We start from the raw sequence: 14,376 nt of genomic DNA on the forward strand, positions 1-14,376 counted from the left end.
GAACCGGGCTCAAACTCGAAACCTTTGCAGGAGGCAGGCGAGCGTTTATTCAGCGGCTTTCAGTCTTTCGAAGTGGAGTAATCGAAATCGGGAGTTTGACTCCCACTCTCTCCGCCATCATTTTCCGGCAGCGCAGAAGTTATTTGAGCGCGCAGCCACGTGCCGCGATCAGAGACAATCCTCGATCCGGATCGGCAGCTTGCGAATGCGCTTGCCGATGGCGTCGTAGACGGCGTTGGCGATCGCGGCCTGGATGCCGGCGGTGCCGAGCATACCGATGCCCTTGACGCCGCCGGGGAGATGCGGGTCGTCCTCGTCGATCATGGCGATGTCGAATGCGGGCATGTCGGCATGAACCGGAATGAGATAGTCGGTGAACGACTTGCCGAGGATGCTGCCGGTCGCAGCATCGGTCACGGTCTGCTCATGCAACGCCATGCCGATGCCGCCGATGAGACCGCCGATATACTGGCTCTTCGCCAGCAGCGGATTGAGGATGCGCCCGGCCGCAAAGGCACCGCAGACGCGGCGGACGCGCATCTCGCCGAGCTCGGGATCGACGCCGATCTCGACAAAGATCGCGCCATATCCCATGCCGGTTGCCGCAAGTTTCTGATGATCGGTCGCCGGGCTCTCGCCCTCAGCCTCGAGGCCATCAGTGGCGGCACGTGCGAGGACATCGGTGAGCCTCTCGCTGGCGTTGCCGGAGCGGCTGCGGATCATCCCGTCGGCGAATTCGAGATCCTCCGGCGGCTTGCCGCCGAGCGGCGAGGTGGTGTCGGCCGTTGCGATGCTCGCGAGCGCCGCGCGCAGCTTCGACGTCGCCGCTTCAATGGCGGGAAAGATGCTCGCCGTGACCTGCGATCCGCCGGAGAAAGGGCCGTCCGGCAAGTCGGTGTCGCCGAGCTCGACGGTGATCTTGTCCATGCTTAAGCCGAGTGCATCGGCTGCGATCTGGCCGAGCGTGGTGTAGGTGCCCGAGCCCATGTCCTGTGTCCCGCACTGGACCAGCAGCGAGCCGTCGGCGCGTAGCGCGACGCGCGCGTGGCAGGCCTGGCGGATTGCCGGATAGAGCGTCGTCGCCATGCCGAAGCCGATTTTCCAGCGGCCGACTTTGGCTGCCGATCGCGCACGGCGCTCGGCCCAGCCGAAACGCTCGGCGCCGACGCGATAGCATTCGCGAAGGCTGTTGCTGCTCCAGGGCCGGCCGTTCTCCTGGTCGTGATCAGCAAAATTGTTGAGGCGCAATTCGAGCGGATCGACTCCGAGTAGCTCAGCCGCCTCGTCCATCGCCGACTCCAGTGCAAACGTGCCGGGGGCCGTTCCCGGCGCGCGCATCGGAACCGGTTGCGGCTCGTTGGTGCGCACGAGGCTGTGACGCGTGGTGACGTTGGGGCAGGCGTAAAGGAAGCGCGTGTAGACCGCGGTCGAGTCGGAAAACTCCGCATGTGTCGAGGTTTGCGCGATGACATCGTGCTCGATGGCCGTCAGCCGGCCATCGACGAAGCCGAGCGCGAGATCTTGCGCCGTCTCCTGCCGCCGCCCGACCAGGGTGAACATCTGTGCGCGGGTCAGCTCGAGCCGCACCGGACGGTTCGTCTTTCGCGACGCCAGCATCGCCCAGAACATCCACGGCCACCACAGCTGTCCCTTGCAGCCGAAGCCGCCGCCCAGATAGCGCGACAGCACGCGGATGTCGGCGGGCGGCATCTCGAACGCATGCGCGATCATCGCGCGCGTCCCGAAGATCGCCTGGGTGCAGGTGTGGACGACGGCCTTCTTGCCTTCCCACCAGCAGACGACCGCATGAGGTTCCATCGGATGATGGTTGTTGACGGCAGTGGTGTAGCGGCGCCGGACCACGAGCCCGGCTTCGCTCAACGCCTTCGCAGAATCGCCGCGGCGGGTCGAGGCCGGGAAACGCCCGACCATCGCCGGCTCATAGGCCTGGTCCAGCGCCTGGCCCATTTGCGTCAACGTGGTGCGCGCTGCGATCGAGGCTTGTGTCGCCTTCGCCGCTTCGCGGGCCTCCGACAGCGTAGTGGCGGCGACGAGCGCGACGGGCTGGCCGTGAAAATGAATCGCCTTCTCCCGGATCAGGGCGGTTGCTGCCGACGGCTTCAGCGATGCGGCATCTTCATGCGTGACGAGGGTGGCAAATCCCGGCAGCTTGGCAGCGCGCGATGCGTCGAGCGACTGCAATTCGCCGCAGGCGATGGGCGACTCCACGAGGGCCGCGTGCAGCAGGCCCTCGGGCATCATCTCGCCTTCATAGCGGGCCTGGCCGGTGACCTTGAGGGTGCCTTCATAGCGCGCGATGGTTCGGTTCTTCACGAATGGCCTCCGGCCGTTTGCAGGGCGCGAATGACGGCGTTGCGCAGCAAGGGGATCTTGAATGCGTTGCCTTCGAGCGGGCGCGCGCCTTCGATTGCGAGCGCGCCGGCCTCGGCAAAGGCGTGCTCCGTCGGTGCGCGACCGATCAGCGCCGCCTCGCTTTTCTCAAGTCGCCAGGGCAGTGGTGCAACACCGCCAGCCGCGAGCCGCGCCTCGGCGATGACGCTATCCTCGATGCGCAGCGCCGCCGCGACGGAGACGACGGCAAATTCGAACGAGGCGCGATCGCGGATCTTCAGATAGGTCGCGTGGTTTGAGAAACGCGCCGCATTGAGCATGCGGATCGCCGTGATCATCTCCCCGGGGCGCAGAGATGAATCGGGTGCGGTGGTCTCGCCCGGCAGCGGGTAAAGCTCGGACAGTGCGAGTTCGCGTTCGCCGCTATCACTGCTCACCACGATCCTGGCGTCAAGCGCGGCCAGCGCCACCGCGAGGTCGGACGGATGCGTGGCGACGCAGCCGGGCGAGCCACCGAACAGCACGGCATGGCGGTTCTCGCCATGTCGGGTGCCGCATCCGGACCCGGGATCGCGCTTGTTGCAGGCCAGTCCCGCGTCGCGAAAATAGGGACAACGTGTCCGCTGCAGCAGATTGCCGCCCATGGTTGCGACATTGCGCACCTGTCCGCTGGCGCTCGCAAGGATCGCATCGCATACAAGAGGATAGTGCGCTTTCACCTCTGCATGGGCGGCGATGTCACTCAGCCGCGCCATCGCGCCGATGCTGAGCGTGTCGCCGGCACGGATAATGGTCGCAAGCGGGAGGTGCGAGATGTCGATCACGTCCTGCGGCGCGGTCAGCGACGCTTTCCAGAGCGGTAGCAGATCGGTGCCGCCGGCGAGATAGGCGGCACCTGCCCTCTCGCCGCGCGCGAGCGCATCGGTGAGTTCGGCCGCGCGAATATAATTGAAGGAAGCGCTGCTCATAGCCCGCCGACCTCCGCGATCGCAGCGACGATGTTGGCATGGGCGCCGCAGCGGCAGAGATTGCCGCTCATGCCTTCGCGGATGTCGTCGATCGAGCGTGGCCCCTCCGCCAGCAAGGCGATCGCGGACAGAATCTGGCCCGGCGTGCAGTAGCCGCACTGGAGCGCATCGTGCCGGATGAACGCATCCTGCAGCGGATGCAGGCGATCGGCCGTGCCCATCCCCTCTATCGTCGTCACGTCGGCGTCGCCAAAGGATGCTGCCAGCGCCAGGCAGGATGCGATCCGACGGCCCGCGACCAGCACCGTGCAGGCGCCGCAGCCGCCCATGTCACAGCCCTTCTTGGTGCCGGTGAGCCCGAGCTCGTCGCGGATCACGTCCAGCAGGGTCGCGGTCGGCGCGATCTCGCGCTCGTATCGCGTGCCGTTGATCTTTATGGACAGCGCGATGCTCTGTTTCGGAATGTTGGCGTTCGGTGATTGCGTCATGTGGTGTACATCGCCGTGGCACTGGAATGTTCGGCTGCGATTATGGCAGGCTAGGGCGAAGCTGGAAGGCATGGTATTATCCTAGGATTGGCACGTCCCCCCTTTGGGCGTTGTTCGAAAGGTGCTGCAGTGATCGAGAAGAGCCGCAGTGAGCTCGGGGATTTCCTGCGCTCGCGTCGTGAGAAATTGCGGCCGCGGGATGTGGGGCTTGCCGACGGACGGCGGCGGCGAACCGCCGGTCTGCGGCGCGAGGAAGTGGCCGAACTCGCCGGCATTGGCGTCGATTGGTATGTGCGCCTGGAGCAGGGCCGCTCCGTCAATCCGTCGATCACGACGATCAATGCGCTGGCCCGTGCGCTCAGGCTCAGCAAGGTCGAGCACCTTCACCTCAAGGCCCTGACGCGCTCCGGCGAGCGACAGGGTTTCCAGCAGGAGACGGTGCCGGCGTCATTGCAGCGGATGATCGACGCCATGAAACAGCCGGCCTATGTGACCGGGCGCAGATGGGATCTGCTCGGCTGGAACAAGGCGGCGAACGACACTTTCGCCTTCGATCAGCTCGCGAGCGAGGACCGCAACGTGCTCGTCTCCATGTTGACGCGGCCCTCGGCGCGGAAGCTGTTCGGGGCGGCCTGGGCCGATGAAGCCAAGCGCGTCGTCGCGCAGTTCCGAGCGGTGCATGATCTATGGGCCGACGATCCCGCGTTTCATGAGCTGTTGCTCAAGCTCAGGAAAGGCTGCCCGGAATTTTCGGTCTGGTGGAAAACCCACGACATCCGCGGCACAGCCGCCGGCATCAAGCGGCTGCATCATCCGAAGAAGGGCGTCGTGTCCTTCGAACATGCGAGCTTCCAGGCCAATGACGACCCGTCGTTGCGGGTCGTGATCTACACGCCGGTGAAGTAGGGGGCGGCGGGGTTCTACTGACAGTCGCCAAATTGCGGCCCCGACCACGAGGGCCTAGGCCCCCGATTTGGCGCCTGGAGAGGTGGCAGAGTGGTTGAATGCACCGCACTGGAAATGCGGCATAGGTGCAAGCCTATCGGGCGTTTGAATCCCTCCCTCTCCGCCACAATAAAACGGCTTCGAGAAAGCCCCGTAAAATTAGGTCTTACTGCACCCCAGAGGCGTCTGGTGTAGCCCCTGGATGTAGCCCCAAGGTCGAGCTACCCTGCCATGGCGGGCAGCAAGTTTCAATGCGGAAGCGGAGCAGGTAGCGGGCTGGTGACGCAGCCCCATACCGATCCCCATGGTCGCATTCGCTTGAGTTGTCCGACCGGCATGGTCGCGGAGATTTCTCACTTCCTAGTCCATTTTCCCACGGTTCGCCTGCGTCGCGCCGAGGACCTTCAGGTGGGGCGTGCCTCCTTTCGCCCAAGATAGGCCGCAAGCATTTTCCGCGCGTCTTCGCGGCGGCTTGCCCGCCAGGCGGCATCGCCAAGGTCGCTGGCGAACATCGACGACAGTGTGTGGACGTTGGTCAGGTGGAACTGACTGAGCGCCGCGATCATCACATACAGTCTCAAGGGATCGATATCGGTGGCCAGCTTGCCCTCGGCGATGCCGCGCGCCAGCAGACGCCTGGTCATAGACAGGACAGGGGACGACATTTCATGGATGCGCGGCGACTTCTTCATGAAGCGTGCCTTCATCAAGTTCTCGGTGCGCAGTAGGCTGACTAGGTGACCGTTCCGCTCGAAGTGGCCGTTCATGAAGTCAAAAAGCTTCAGGAGACCCTCTAGAGGATCGAGATGCATGACCTCAAGCGTCAGTTCCTCTGTACGCAGCGCGCTGAGTGCGCTTTCCAGCGTCGCGACGTAGAGTTCCGATTTGCTGCCGAACAGCTCGTAGATCATTCGGGGATTGGTGCCGGCCTTCTTGACGATGCGCTCGATTCGTCCACCCGCATAGCCATGAGTGGCGAACTCGACAGTCGCGGCGCGGAGAATCTCGGCCCTGTTCTGCTCCGCGGAGCGGCGCGGTCGCCGGCGCGGTTTGGGTCGGGCATCGTTTGTGTCGAGGCGTTCGGTCATTTCGTCTTCTTGGCTATGAGCGCGAGGGACCAGGCGCGCGCGCGATCGAGGAGCACGCGATCACTGCCGGCCTCTGCGACGATCGACAAGCCGATGGGGCAAGCGTCGACCTGACCGGCCGGAAGAGTCATTTGCGGCAGACCGGCGTGGCCGGCAATCGAGCTCAGGGCTAGGGCCCGTTGATAGAAGGCTTCGACCTCTGCGCCGTTCGCATTCTTGCGGAGCGCAATCGAGGGAGCCGTCGGTATCACGAGGCCGGTCCCCCCAGCGACCCGGGCGCGGACCCGCGACCTCAAAGCGTCACGGATGGGCGCCCAGCGCGCGACGTCGGCTGGAGTCACAGCGGCCGCGTCGGCGAAGCGCGGCGCGATGTTTTCTCCGAAGGCAGGCCGGGTTGCCGTGATCCAGGGCCCCAATTGTTGCCAGATCTCGGCTCCCTGGAGCACCCGATAGCATTCGCGCCAATCGTCGGCCGGGCCGCCGAAGATCTCTTCTTCGTCATCCACGCCGAGCTTCGCGCATGCCGCGCGCAGTGCGGAAGCAACGGGGGCATCTGCCAGATCAAATGCGTCGCGGGCAATGATGAGTTTTTGTACCGGCGCCCGCGCGGAAACGGGCAATAGAACGTCGCCGACTGCGGCGAGCGTTGCGGCGTCACGTGCGAACCAACCGATCGTGTCATAGGACGGCGCGAAGGGGACGACGCCCGTCAACGCAACAGCGTCGTGAGTGGGACGGAAGCCGAACAGGCCACAGAAACTTGCGGGCACCCGAACCGATCCGCCTGTGTCGGTACCGAGCGCAAAGTCGACGAGATGGGCCGCCACGGCGGCGGCGGACCCCGATGACGAACCGCCAGGAATTCGATCCGGGCAAGCCGGGTTCAACGGCGTACCGTAATGCGCGTTGACGCCTTCGAGACTGAAGGCAAGTTCGTCCGTGACGGTCTTGCCGCGCAGCGCGGCGCCCGCGGCGAGACATTGCTCCACCGCCGGTGCCGAGTGCGCTGCCGGCAAATGCGTTCTCAGCCAATCAGGATTGCCGCCGCCGGTAACCTCGCCCGCGACGTCGATCAGGTCTTTGACCGCAAAGGTGAGGCCGCCCAGTGGCCCCGCAGACGTCGGCTCCCGGGTGATGGGCGGGCCGGGAATGAATGAACCCGTCGGAATGTCACGGTGAGGTCCGGTGGTGGATGCCGTGTTCACGTCAACCATGCTTGCCGAGCGCGCCGATGATGGCGGCCGTATTGGTGACGAAGCCAAAGCATTTCTTCACGTTCCAGATCGTCGCTTCGGTGCAGAAGTCCGGTGAGGAGGTGGCACAGCAATCCTCAACCAGGATACATCCATAACCGAGAAAGTTGGCATCGGTCAGCGAGTGCAGCACGCATTGGTCGGTATTGACGCCGGTGAACAGCACCGACTTTACGCCGAGATTGCGCAAAATGCTGTCGAGGGGCGTGTCCCAAAAACCGCTGATGCGATATTTGTCGACCTTGATGTCCTGCGCCTCCTGCGGCAGCTCGTCGACGACGGCTGCCGCCCACGAATCCTTCTCCAGCACGTGTGAACCGTTGCCAGGAAGGGGATCGCCGAGCCCGACCCCGCTCCCCTTCGGCTTGTAGAGATGGATCTGGTTCGGTGGCATGTTGGCGAGATCCGGCCGGTTGCCCCAGTTCACCCAAATCACGGGTACGCCGGCGTTGCGCAGGGCCGGCAGCAGTTGCTGCAACGGAGCGATCGGCTTGCGATCCGGGCGGTAGTCCCCGCCGATGTGATCGACCCATCCGCCCGCCGTGCAGAAATCGTTCTGCATGTCGATGACGATGATCGCGGTGCGCAGGAGATCGACAGTGACATTCTGCGGTGCGCAGGCGATCGTTACCGGAACCGGCGTCGGCTGCGGCATCGCCATGTTAACCTCTGTCTCGGTTGCCCACCACGCGAATTGCCGACCAAGGCCGAGCTGCCCGCCCAAGGCAGCCTGGGTGCGCTGTTGTTCGCTCGCCTTCATGATCACCTCCTCTGGCGTGATGGTGCATCCGCTGTCGGATGCTCGCTTGCGTGTGCCTAGAGCATGATCTTTTTGGAAAAGTGTGAAGCGGTTTTCCGAAAAGATCATGCTCAAACAAAGAGCTAAAGCGCGATGACGATTCAACCCCATCTCATCGCGCTTCAAGAGTTTGCAAGTTCGTTGCCAGCCGCGTTTTGCAAAGAAATTCAACGCCCGGTCTCAATGCCGCGCCGTCGCTGCTCATGAATCTGACAGATGCGAGCGCACATTGGATAAAAAGTAAGCATTTGTTTGTTTTCGAGGTAGGCGGCTTCGAAAACTCAAATCCGATTCAATGGCTTAGATCTTTGGCATGCCGCTTGCTGCGTAGGAGGCCGCCGGTCGAATTTCAGCTTGTGCGAGAGGTCTTCATGAAGTCACGCCGTTTGTTTCTCAAGGCAGTTCTGCTCGCCGGATCGCTGGCCGTCTCCGCGAATGCGGCTCACGCCGACGCACTCAAGGTCGGCATCCTGATTCCAGGATCGAAGTCCGACAAAGGTTGGATGGAGTCGTCCTTCGACGGTCTGACGGCCGCCCAGAAGAAGTACGGCGACAAGATCCAGGTGCAGATGATCGAGAACATCAACTACGCCGACATGGATCAGGCGCTGACCAATCTGGCCAGCAAGAATGAGCTCGTGATCGGCGTCGGCGGCCAGACCCAAGCCTCCGTCTACAAGATCGCCAAGCGATTCCCGAAGGTTCATTTCTCGATCGTCGGCGGCAATGACGGCGAGAGCGCGCCGAACGTTGCAGGCTACGACGTCAAGCAGGCCGAGATCGCTTATGTCGCAGGCGCGGCGGCGGCCATGCTGTCGAAGACCGGCGCCGTCAGCTATGTCGGCGGGCTCGAAATTCCGTCCATCGTCAATGCCGGCAAGGAATTCGGCAACGGTGCCAAATCCATCAATCCGGCGATCAAATACACCGAGAACTACACCGGCGATTTCGATGACGTCGCCAAGGCGAAGGAAGCGACGCTGGCGGCGATCGCGCAGGGGGCCGACATCCACTACCACATCCTCAACCTCGGCCTGCGCGGCATGGAGCAGGCGGCGAAGGAGAAGGGCACCCACATCATCGGCAGCTACACCGACCGATGCGGCACCGATCCGCTCTACGTCGCCTATTCGATCACCGGCACTGGTTATCAGGTGCAATATGCGATCGACGAGGCGGTCAAGGGCTCGTGGCAAGCCGGCTACAAGGAGTTCGGCCTGAAGATGGGGCCCGAAGCCTCCAGCATGGTGATCTGCGGCACGACGCCCGAGCAGAAGGCGAAGCTCGACCAGATCATGAAGGATCTGCTCGACGGCAAGATCAAAGTGCTGAAGGGCTGAGGCTCGATGAGCACCAGCTTGCCTCGGTCGGTCGATGCCGTGGCCGAGCCGCTGCTGTCACTGTCGCAGGTGACGAAGCGGTTCGGCAACTTCGCCGCCCTGTCGGAGGTCTCGCTCGACCTCCGGGACGGCGAGGTGCATTGCATCCTCGGCGAAAACGGTGCAGGCAAGTCGACGCTGTGTAACGTGATTTTCGGCGTGCACCGGCTTGACGGCGGCGTCATGCGCTATCGGGGCGCGCCGTTTGATCCCGCCGGCCCCGCGGATGCGCTGGGTCAGGGCATCGCGATGGTGCATCAGCATTTCAGCCTGGTCGGCGACCTGAGCGTCGTCGATAACGTGTTGCTCGGGCGGGAGCGCGGTATCCTCAATCGCAAGGAGTGCGCGAGGCAGCTCGAACGGATCGCCGCCGAATACGGCCTGCCTCTCGATCCGTTCGCGAAGATCGAAGAGCTATCCGTCGGCGAGCGGCAGCGGGTCGAGATCGTTAAGTGCCTGATCCGCAATCCCCGCCTCTTCGTCCTTGACGAGCCTACGGCGGTGCTCCTGCCAGACGAGATCGCGGCTCTGCTCGACGTGTGTCGCCGCGTCGCGGCAAGCGGCCGCGCAGTGGTGCTGGTTACGCACAAACTCGCCGAGATCAAGAAGGTCGCCGATCGCGTTACCGTGCTGAGGGGCGGCCGCACGGTTGCGACCTCCGATGATCCGGCAGGCGATATCGGCGCGCTGGTCCGCGCGATGATCCAGGGTAACGTCGAGGCGCTCGATTCTTCAGCGGCGTCCATCCTCGGGCTCGAGCCCGTCACCCATGTGGGTCATGAGCCGGCCGCCAAAACCAGGATCGAGGTCCTCCAGATCGATGGGCTGAGCGTGAAGGACAGTCAGGGCGTCACGCGGCTCGACAATTTCACCCTCACGGTCGACCGCGGCGAGATCGTCGGGGTCGCCGGCGTCGAGGGCAACGGCCAGAGCGAATTGACGGCCGTGCTTTCAGGCATGATGGAGGCGACCGAGGGACGCATCCATCTCGGTGAGATCGATCTCACACGACGTTCGCCGAAGGAGATCACCGCGGCAGGCGTCGGTATCGTCCCGGAAGACCGCCATGCGGTCGGCTGCGTGCTCGGCATGAGCCTCGCCGAGAACATCTACCTCAATCGCCTCGACGAATTCACCCGCTTCGGCTTTCTCAACCGCACCGCCCTCGAGCGCGAGGCGACGTCGCTGATGCAGCGCTTCGACGTGCGAGCGCGCGGCCCCGCCGCGTTATTCTCTTCGCTCTCGGGCGGTAATCAGCAGAAGGCGGTGCTCGCGCGCGAGATGACGTTGCCGAACCTGTCCTGCCTGGTCGCAGCCCAACCGACCCGCGGTCTGGATGTCGGCGCGGTTGCCGCCGTCTACGGCCATATCCGCGACGCCTGCAAGCGAGGCATCGCAGTTCTTTTGGTTTCCTCGGAACTCGATGAACTCCTCACCGTCGCCGATCGCATCGTCGTGCTGTACCGCGGACGGGTGATGGGATCCTGTCCGGCCGATCCGAAACGAAAAGAAGCCATCGGTGCCATGATGGCAGGACAGCCGCAATGACAGTCGTGAACCAACGGGGCTCTCTTCCTGGGTCGCCTCGCTTGTCTCTGCGCCCGTCCCTGGTTGTGCCGGTCCTCGCGGTTGCCTTTGCGGCCGTGGTCGGCCTGTCGCTGATCGCGATGATCGGGGTGTCGGTGCCGAAGGCCGTCGCGGCGTTCGTCGACGGCACCATCGGTTCGCCTTTCGCGCTTGCTGCCTCCCTCAACCGGAGTTCGGTGTTTGCGCTGGTCGGCTTCGGTTTCGTGCTGGCGAACCGCGCGAACCTGACCAATGTCGGTGGCGAGGGCCAAATCGCGGTCGGCGGCATCGCGGCCACCGCGGTCGCACTCTACGGCCACGTGAGTGGATTGCCGCTCGGCCTTGCCTTCGTCCTTCCGACGCTTGCGGCGGTGATTGCGGGTGGTCTGTGGGGCGGACTAGCGGCAGTGCTCAAGGTCAAGTCCGGCACCAACGAGGTGATCTCGACGCTCCTGCTCTCCTTCATCGGGGTTTGGCTGCTCTACTGGTCAGTGCAGTCGCCCGCGCTGCTGCGCAAGCCCATGACGAGTTCGGCAACTTTGCCGGAATCGCTCGAAATCCCGGATGCGACGCAGCTGCCGCTGCTGACCGGCGACTATTCCTTCCCGGTTCACGTCGGATTGCCGCTAACGCTAATCCTTGCAATCGTCGTTAGCGTGATCCTGTCCCGGACCACGCTGGGATTTCGCTTGCGCGCCGTCGGTCTCAATCCCGTCGCGGCCAGGCGGGCCGGGATCTCCTACGCGAAGACCGTCGTGTTCGCGCTCTCGACGGCCGGAGCGTTGGGTGGTCTGGCGGGGGCACTGATGCTGCTCGGCGAACAGTATACGCTCAAGGACGGCTTCTCCTCCGGCTACGGCTTCGACGGTCTCGTCGCCGGGCTGCTGTCGCGCGGCTCGATTCCAGGCGTGATCGCGGCGTCGCTGCTGTTCGGTTTCATGCGCTCCGGGGGTATCAACATGGAGATGGTTGCCGCGGTGCCGACCGCGCTCGTCGTTGTCATCCAGGGCCTGATCGTCATCACGCTGGCCGGCGCCAGTTTGTTCATTGAGAAATTGGAGCGGCGATGACTTCTGAGCTCTTCGCGGTTTTCCTGGGCTCGTCGATCCGGCTTGCGACGCCATTGCTTCTCGCCGGCATCGGCGAGATGGTCTCTGAGCGGGCCGGGGTGCTGAACATGAGCATTGAGGGCATGATGCTGATGTCAGCCTTTGCCGCGGCCGTCGGCTCCTGGGCAACCGGCGATCCCTTCGTGGGGCTTCTGTTCGGTATCGTCTCGGTGTTGCCGGTTGCGCTGCTTCAGGCCTTTCTGAGCAACACGCTGCGTGCCAACCAGATCGTCTCGGGCATCGGCATCAATATCCTCGTGCTCGGCGCGACCACGCTCGCCTATCGCGAGATCTTCGGCGCACGGTCTCGCGCCGAAATTCCCGGACTCGCCAAGGTAAAGCCGCCGCTGCTCGGCGACATTCCGGTGATCGGTCCGGCCGTGTTCGAACAGGTTTGGTTGCTCTACGCCGGTATAGCCTTGATCGTCATCGTCGCCCTGGTCCTTCGCTTTACGTCCGTCGGCTTGGCAATCCATGCGGCCGGGGCTGAGCCTAAGGCGGTCGACAAGTCGGGCCTGTCGATCGCGCGCATCCGCTATGCCTGTGTAGTTTTTGCCGGGTTCATGGCATCGCTTGCCGGCGCGTTTCTTTCGATCGGCGACATTCACACCTTCACCGAGGGCATGACGCGCGGCGCCGGCTATCTTGCGATCGCGTCCGTCATCTTCGGCAAATGGCGGATCGGCGGCACCTCGCTTGCCTGCCTCCTGTTCGGCGCGGCGACCGCGCTGCAGTTCCAGTTGCCCGCGCTAGGAATTGGCGTGCCAAATGCCCTTCTCATCATGCTGCCGTATCTTCTGGCACTGCTCGCAGTCGGCGGGCTCGTTGGCCGCCAGATGGCGCCTCCGTCCCTTGGTGAGCCCTACCGACGCTGAATAACTCGGATTCAATATTTGGCCACGATGACTAGAAGAGAAGGTTGCTCAACTCATTCGTCGTGCGTTCCTGTTGCAGGGCCCTTGGCGTGAAACCTAGGTGCCTTGGTACAACCTGAGGCCATCATCCGTGCAGCTGTGCCGCGAAAAATCCGGTGGCCTGGACAGGGCGCAACTCGTTCGCGTGGAATTGGGAGACCACGTAAATTCTGCGCGAATCTAGACCACGCTCAGGCCATCGATTCTTGAAAGGAAAGTTTTCAAGATCGGCGAAGCGTTGGCGCGGTGATAGCCAGCCGTCACGTCGATGGTCGGCGGTTCGCCAACGATCTCGGCTTTACCGAGGTGACGATCGCGGCGCTAGTTGGCCATGCCAAGCGCTCGGTAACGAGCAAGTACATCCATACACTTGACACGGCCCTCATCATGGCTGCGGACAGATCTCCGGTTACATCCAAGGGCTCCTCGATGGCATCGAGTTCAAGCAGACTGCCTGCGCGTTGGATCGCGATTCGCGAAAGGCTGCCCTGGCGCGCTTCCCAAAGAGAGCTTCGAGTGGCGACCAACAGCTGATCGAGCAGGAGTGCCAATTGGCGGCTTAGCGCCTATACAGTCCTGGCGGGCTAGCCTTAGTAGCAGCGAAAAACTTCCGAAGCGCGACCAGGCGCAAGAAGCAGCCCAGGACCAAGGCGCCCGCATCGTTCGAATTTGTCGAACGATAAGTCCGAAGATCGGCTACTTCCCTAGATGGCTGCTGAACTCCGAAGATGGATCATACGGCCATGCGGTCTTGGTTCAAAGGATTCGGGGATGCAATGACACTGGAGCTTCAGCGGCACGTGCGGAAGGATGATGAGAGCCCCTTTTACATTGATGAACTCATCAAATGTCGTCGGGCGAAACGTGGCTTTACAGACAAATCCGTTCCAACCGAACTTGTTAAGGATATCCTCTCGATTGCTAGGTTCGCCCCTAGCTCGAGCAACACTCAACCGTGGAAATGCTACGTATTGACCGGGAAGGCCCGCGAGCGCGTAGTTGCTGCCGCGGTGAAGAATTTCAATGACAACCATGACAAACTGACTCCGGAATATCCATTTTTTCCGGAACCACTTCACGAGCCCCACTTATCGGTCTTCACCAAGTTTCGTGGTCAACTAGGCGACGCACAGGGGGTAGAAAGAAGCGACAAAAAAAGCCGCCGCCGCGATGTAGCGAGACAGTTTATGTTCTTTGGCGCGCCTGTCGGTCTTATTTTCACGATGGACCGGAAACTGGTCCCCGCAAGCTTCATCTGCTACGGCGCCTTCCTGCAAACGGTAATGTTGGCGGCTCAGGGCCGAGGACTTGATACGCTTCCTCAACAGATTTGGTCGTTGCAATATCAAGTGCTGCGCAAGGAGCTTGGCATTCCTGAAAACGATATGGTCGTATGCGGCATGTGCATTGGCTACGCGGACAACGGCCTACCCGAGAACAACATGGCGCTTGATAAGTTCGGGCCGGAGAAGTTCGCAACGTTCCTCGACGACTAGACTTCCCTGGGCTGGGTGC

The 14,376-nt window shown here is 62.9% G+C and carries 12 protein-coding genes, 1 tRNA gene and 1 pseudogene; 8 read left to right on the forward strand and 6 right to left on the reverse strand.

What is annotated here, in order from left to right; genetic code table 11:
• Positions 1-168 precede the first annotated feature (168 nt).
• The 3 genes from AC5ZG5_RS01460 to AC5ZG5_RS01470 are packed head-to-tail and all read right to left on the reverse strand — an operon-like array spanning position 169 to position 3,808.
• Positions 169-2,334, reverse strand: a complete 2,166-nt coding sequence (locus tag AC5ZG5_RS01460; RefSeq protein WP_456640806.1) for a xanthine dehydrogenase family protein molybdopterin-binding subunit — start codon at positions 2,332-2,334, stop codon at positions 169-171.
• Positions 2,331-3,320 carry an FAD binding domain-containing protein gene (locus AC5ZG5_RS01465; RefSeq protein ID WP_035691962.1) on the reverse strand — a complete coding sequence of 330 codons (990 nt, stop codon included), beginning with the start codon at positions 3,318-3,320 and terminating at the stop codon, positions 2,331-2,333. Before AC5ZG5_RS01465 ends, AC5ZG5_RS01460 begins: the two co-directional genes overlap by 4 nt.
• Positions 3,317-3,808 carry a (2Fe-2S)-binding protein gene (locus AC5ZG5_RS01470; protein WP_456640807.1) on the reverse strand — a complete coding sequence of 164 codons (492 nt, stop codon included), beginning with the start codon at positions 3,806-3,808 and terminating at the stop codon, positions 3,317-3,319. The genes AC5ZG5_RS01465 and AC5ZG5_RS01470 overlap by 4 nt, the downstream gene beginning before the upstream one ends.
• A 129-nt stretch (positions 3,809-3,937) precedes the next feature.
• Here AC5ZG5_RS01470 and AC5ZG5_RS01475 point away from each other — a divergent pair, with 129 nt between their 5' ends.
• Together AC5ZG5_RS01475 and AC5ZG5_RS01480 are read left to right on the forward strand one after the other, a co-directional pair.
• Positions 3,938-4,714 (forward strand): helix-turn-helix transcriptional regulator, encoded by a 777-nt coding sequence (locus tag AC5ZG5_RS01475; RefSeq protein ID WP_456640808.1) that lies wholly within the window; start codon positions 3,938-3,940, stop codon positions 4,712-4,714.
• 76 nt (positions 4,715-4,790) lie between these two features.
• Positions 4,791-4,880: transfer RNA gene (locus tag AC5ZG5_RS01480), tRNA-Ser, on the forward strand.
• Between the two features lie 277 nt (positions 4,881-5,157).
• Here the strand turns inward: AC5ZG5_RS01480 and AC5ZG5_RS01485 are convergent.
• The 3 genes from AC5ZG5_RS01485 to AC5ZG5_RS01495 are packed head-to-tail and all read right to left on the reverse strand — an operon-like array spanning position 5,158 to position 7,854.
• Positions 5,158-5,841: a TetR/AcrR family transcriptional regulator gene (locus tag AC5ZG5_RS01485; protein ID WP_028167709.1), complete on the reverse strand. Its 684-nt coding sequence runs from the start codon at positions 5,839-5,841 to the stop codon at positions 5,158-5,160.
• Positions 5,838-7,046, reverse strand: a complete 1,209-nt coding sequence (locus AC5ZG5_RS01490; RefSeq protein WP_456640809.1) for an amidase — start codon at positions 7,044-7,046, stop codon at positions 5,838-5,840. Before AC5ZG5_RS01490 ends, AC5ZG5_RS01485 begins: the two co-directional genes overlap by 4 nt.
• A 1-nt stretch (position 7,047) precedes the next feature.
• A complete protein-coding gene (locus tag AC5ZG5_RS01495; protein WP_456640810.1) occupies positions 7,048-7,854 on the reverse strand; it encodes a cysteine hydrolase family protein in 807 nt (268 codons plus the stop codon).
• 410 nt (positions 7,855-8,264) lie between these two features.
• Between AC5ZG5_RS01495 and AC5ZG5_RS01500 the strand changes: the two genes are divergently transcribed.
• From AC5ZG5_RS01500 to AC5ZG5_RS01525, 6 genes and pseudogenes are all read left to right on the forward strand, one after another.
• The gene (locus AC5ZG5_RS01500; protein WP_456640811.1) at positions 8,265-9,233 is read left to right on the forward strand and encodes a BMP family protein; all 969 of its coding nucleotides are present in this window, start codon (positions 8,265-8,267) and stop codon (positions 9,231-9,233) included.
• A 6-nt stretch (positions 9,234-9,239) separates the two neighbouring features.
• Positions 9,240-10,820 (forward strand): ABC transporter ATP-binding protein, encoded by a 1,581-nt coding sequence (locus AC5ZG5_RS01505; RefSeq protein WP_456640812.1) that lies wholly within the window; start codon positions 9,240-9,242, stop codon positions 10,818-10,820.
• A gap of 41 nt (positions 10,821-10,861) precedes the next feature.
• The gene (locus AC5ZG5_RS01510; RefSeq protein ID WP_456640813.1) at positions 10,862-11,908 is read left to right on the forward strand and encodes an ABC transporter permease; all 1,047 of its coding nucleotides are present in this window, start codon (positions 10,862-10,864) and stop codon (positions 11,906-11,908) included.
• Positions 11,905-12,822: an ABC transporter permease gene (locus AC5ZG5_RS01515; RefSeq protein WP_028167703.1), complete on the forward strand. Its 918-nt coding sequence runs from the start codon at positions 11,905-11,907 to the stop codon at positions 12,820-12,822. The genes AC5ZG5_RS01510 and AC5ZG5_RS01515 overlap by 4 nt, the downstream gene beginning before the upstream one ends.
• Before the next feature lie 321 nt (positions 12,823-13,143).
• Positions 13,144-13,424 (forward strand): annotated as a pseudogene (locus AC5ZG5_RS01520) (integrase); the annotation flags it as partial.
• Positions 13,425-13,637: 213 nt separating this feature from the next.
• Positions 13,638-14,357, forward strand: coding sequence for a nitroreductase (locus AC5ZG5_RS01525; protein ID WP_456640814.1), 720 nt, complete (start codon positions 13,638-13,640; stop codon positions 14,355-14,357).
• Positions 14,358-14,376 lie beyond the last annotated feature (19 nt).

The sequence above is a fragment of the Bradyrhizobium sp. Ses1 genome (assembly GCF_059512365.1).

Bases quoted from the DNA above. Each gene is read 5' to 3' on its own strand.
- AC5ZG5_RS01500 (WP_456640811.1), top strand. From the start codon at position 8,265: ATGAAGTCACGCCGTTTGTTTCTCAAGGCAGTTCTGCTCGCCGGATCG.
- AC5ZG5_RS01485 (WP_028167709.1), bottom strand. From the start codon at position 5,841: ATGACCGAACGCCTCGACACAAACGATGCCCGACCCAAACCGCGCCGG.
- AC5ZG5_RS01465 (WP_035691962.1), bottom strand. From the start codon at position 3,320: ATGAGCAGCGCTTCCTTCAATTATATTCGCGCGGCCGAACTCACCGAT.
- AC5ZG5_RS01525 (WP_456640814.1), top strand. From the start codon at position 13,638: ATGACACTGGAGCTTCAGCGGCACGTGCGGAAGGATGATGAGAGCCCC.
- AC5ZG5_RS01470 (WP_456640807.1), bottom strand. From the start codon at position 3,808: ATGACGCAATCACCGAACGCCAACATTCCGAAACAGAGCATCGCGCTG.
- AC5ZG5_RS01495 (WP_456640810.1), bottom strand. From the start codon at position 7,854: ATGAAGGCGAGCGAACAACAGCGCACCCAGGCTGCCTTGGGCGGGCAG.
- AC5ZG5_RS01505 (WP_456640812.1), top strand. From the start codon at position 9,240: ATGAGCACCAGCTTGCCTCGGTCGGTCGATGCCGTGGCCGAGCCGCTG.
- AC5ZG5_RS01515 (WP_028167703.1), top strand. From the start codon at position 11,905: ATGACTTCTGAGCTCTTCGCGGTTTTCCTGGGCTCGTCGATCCGGCTT.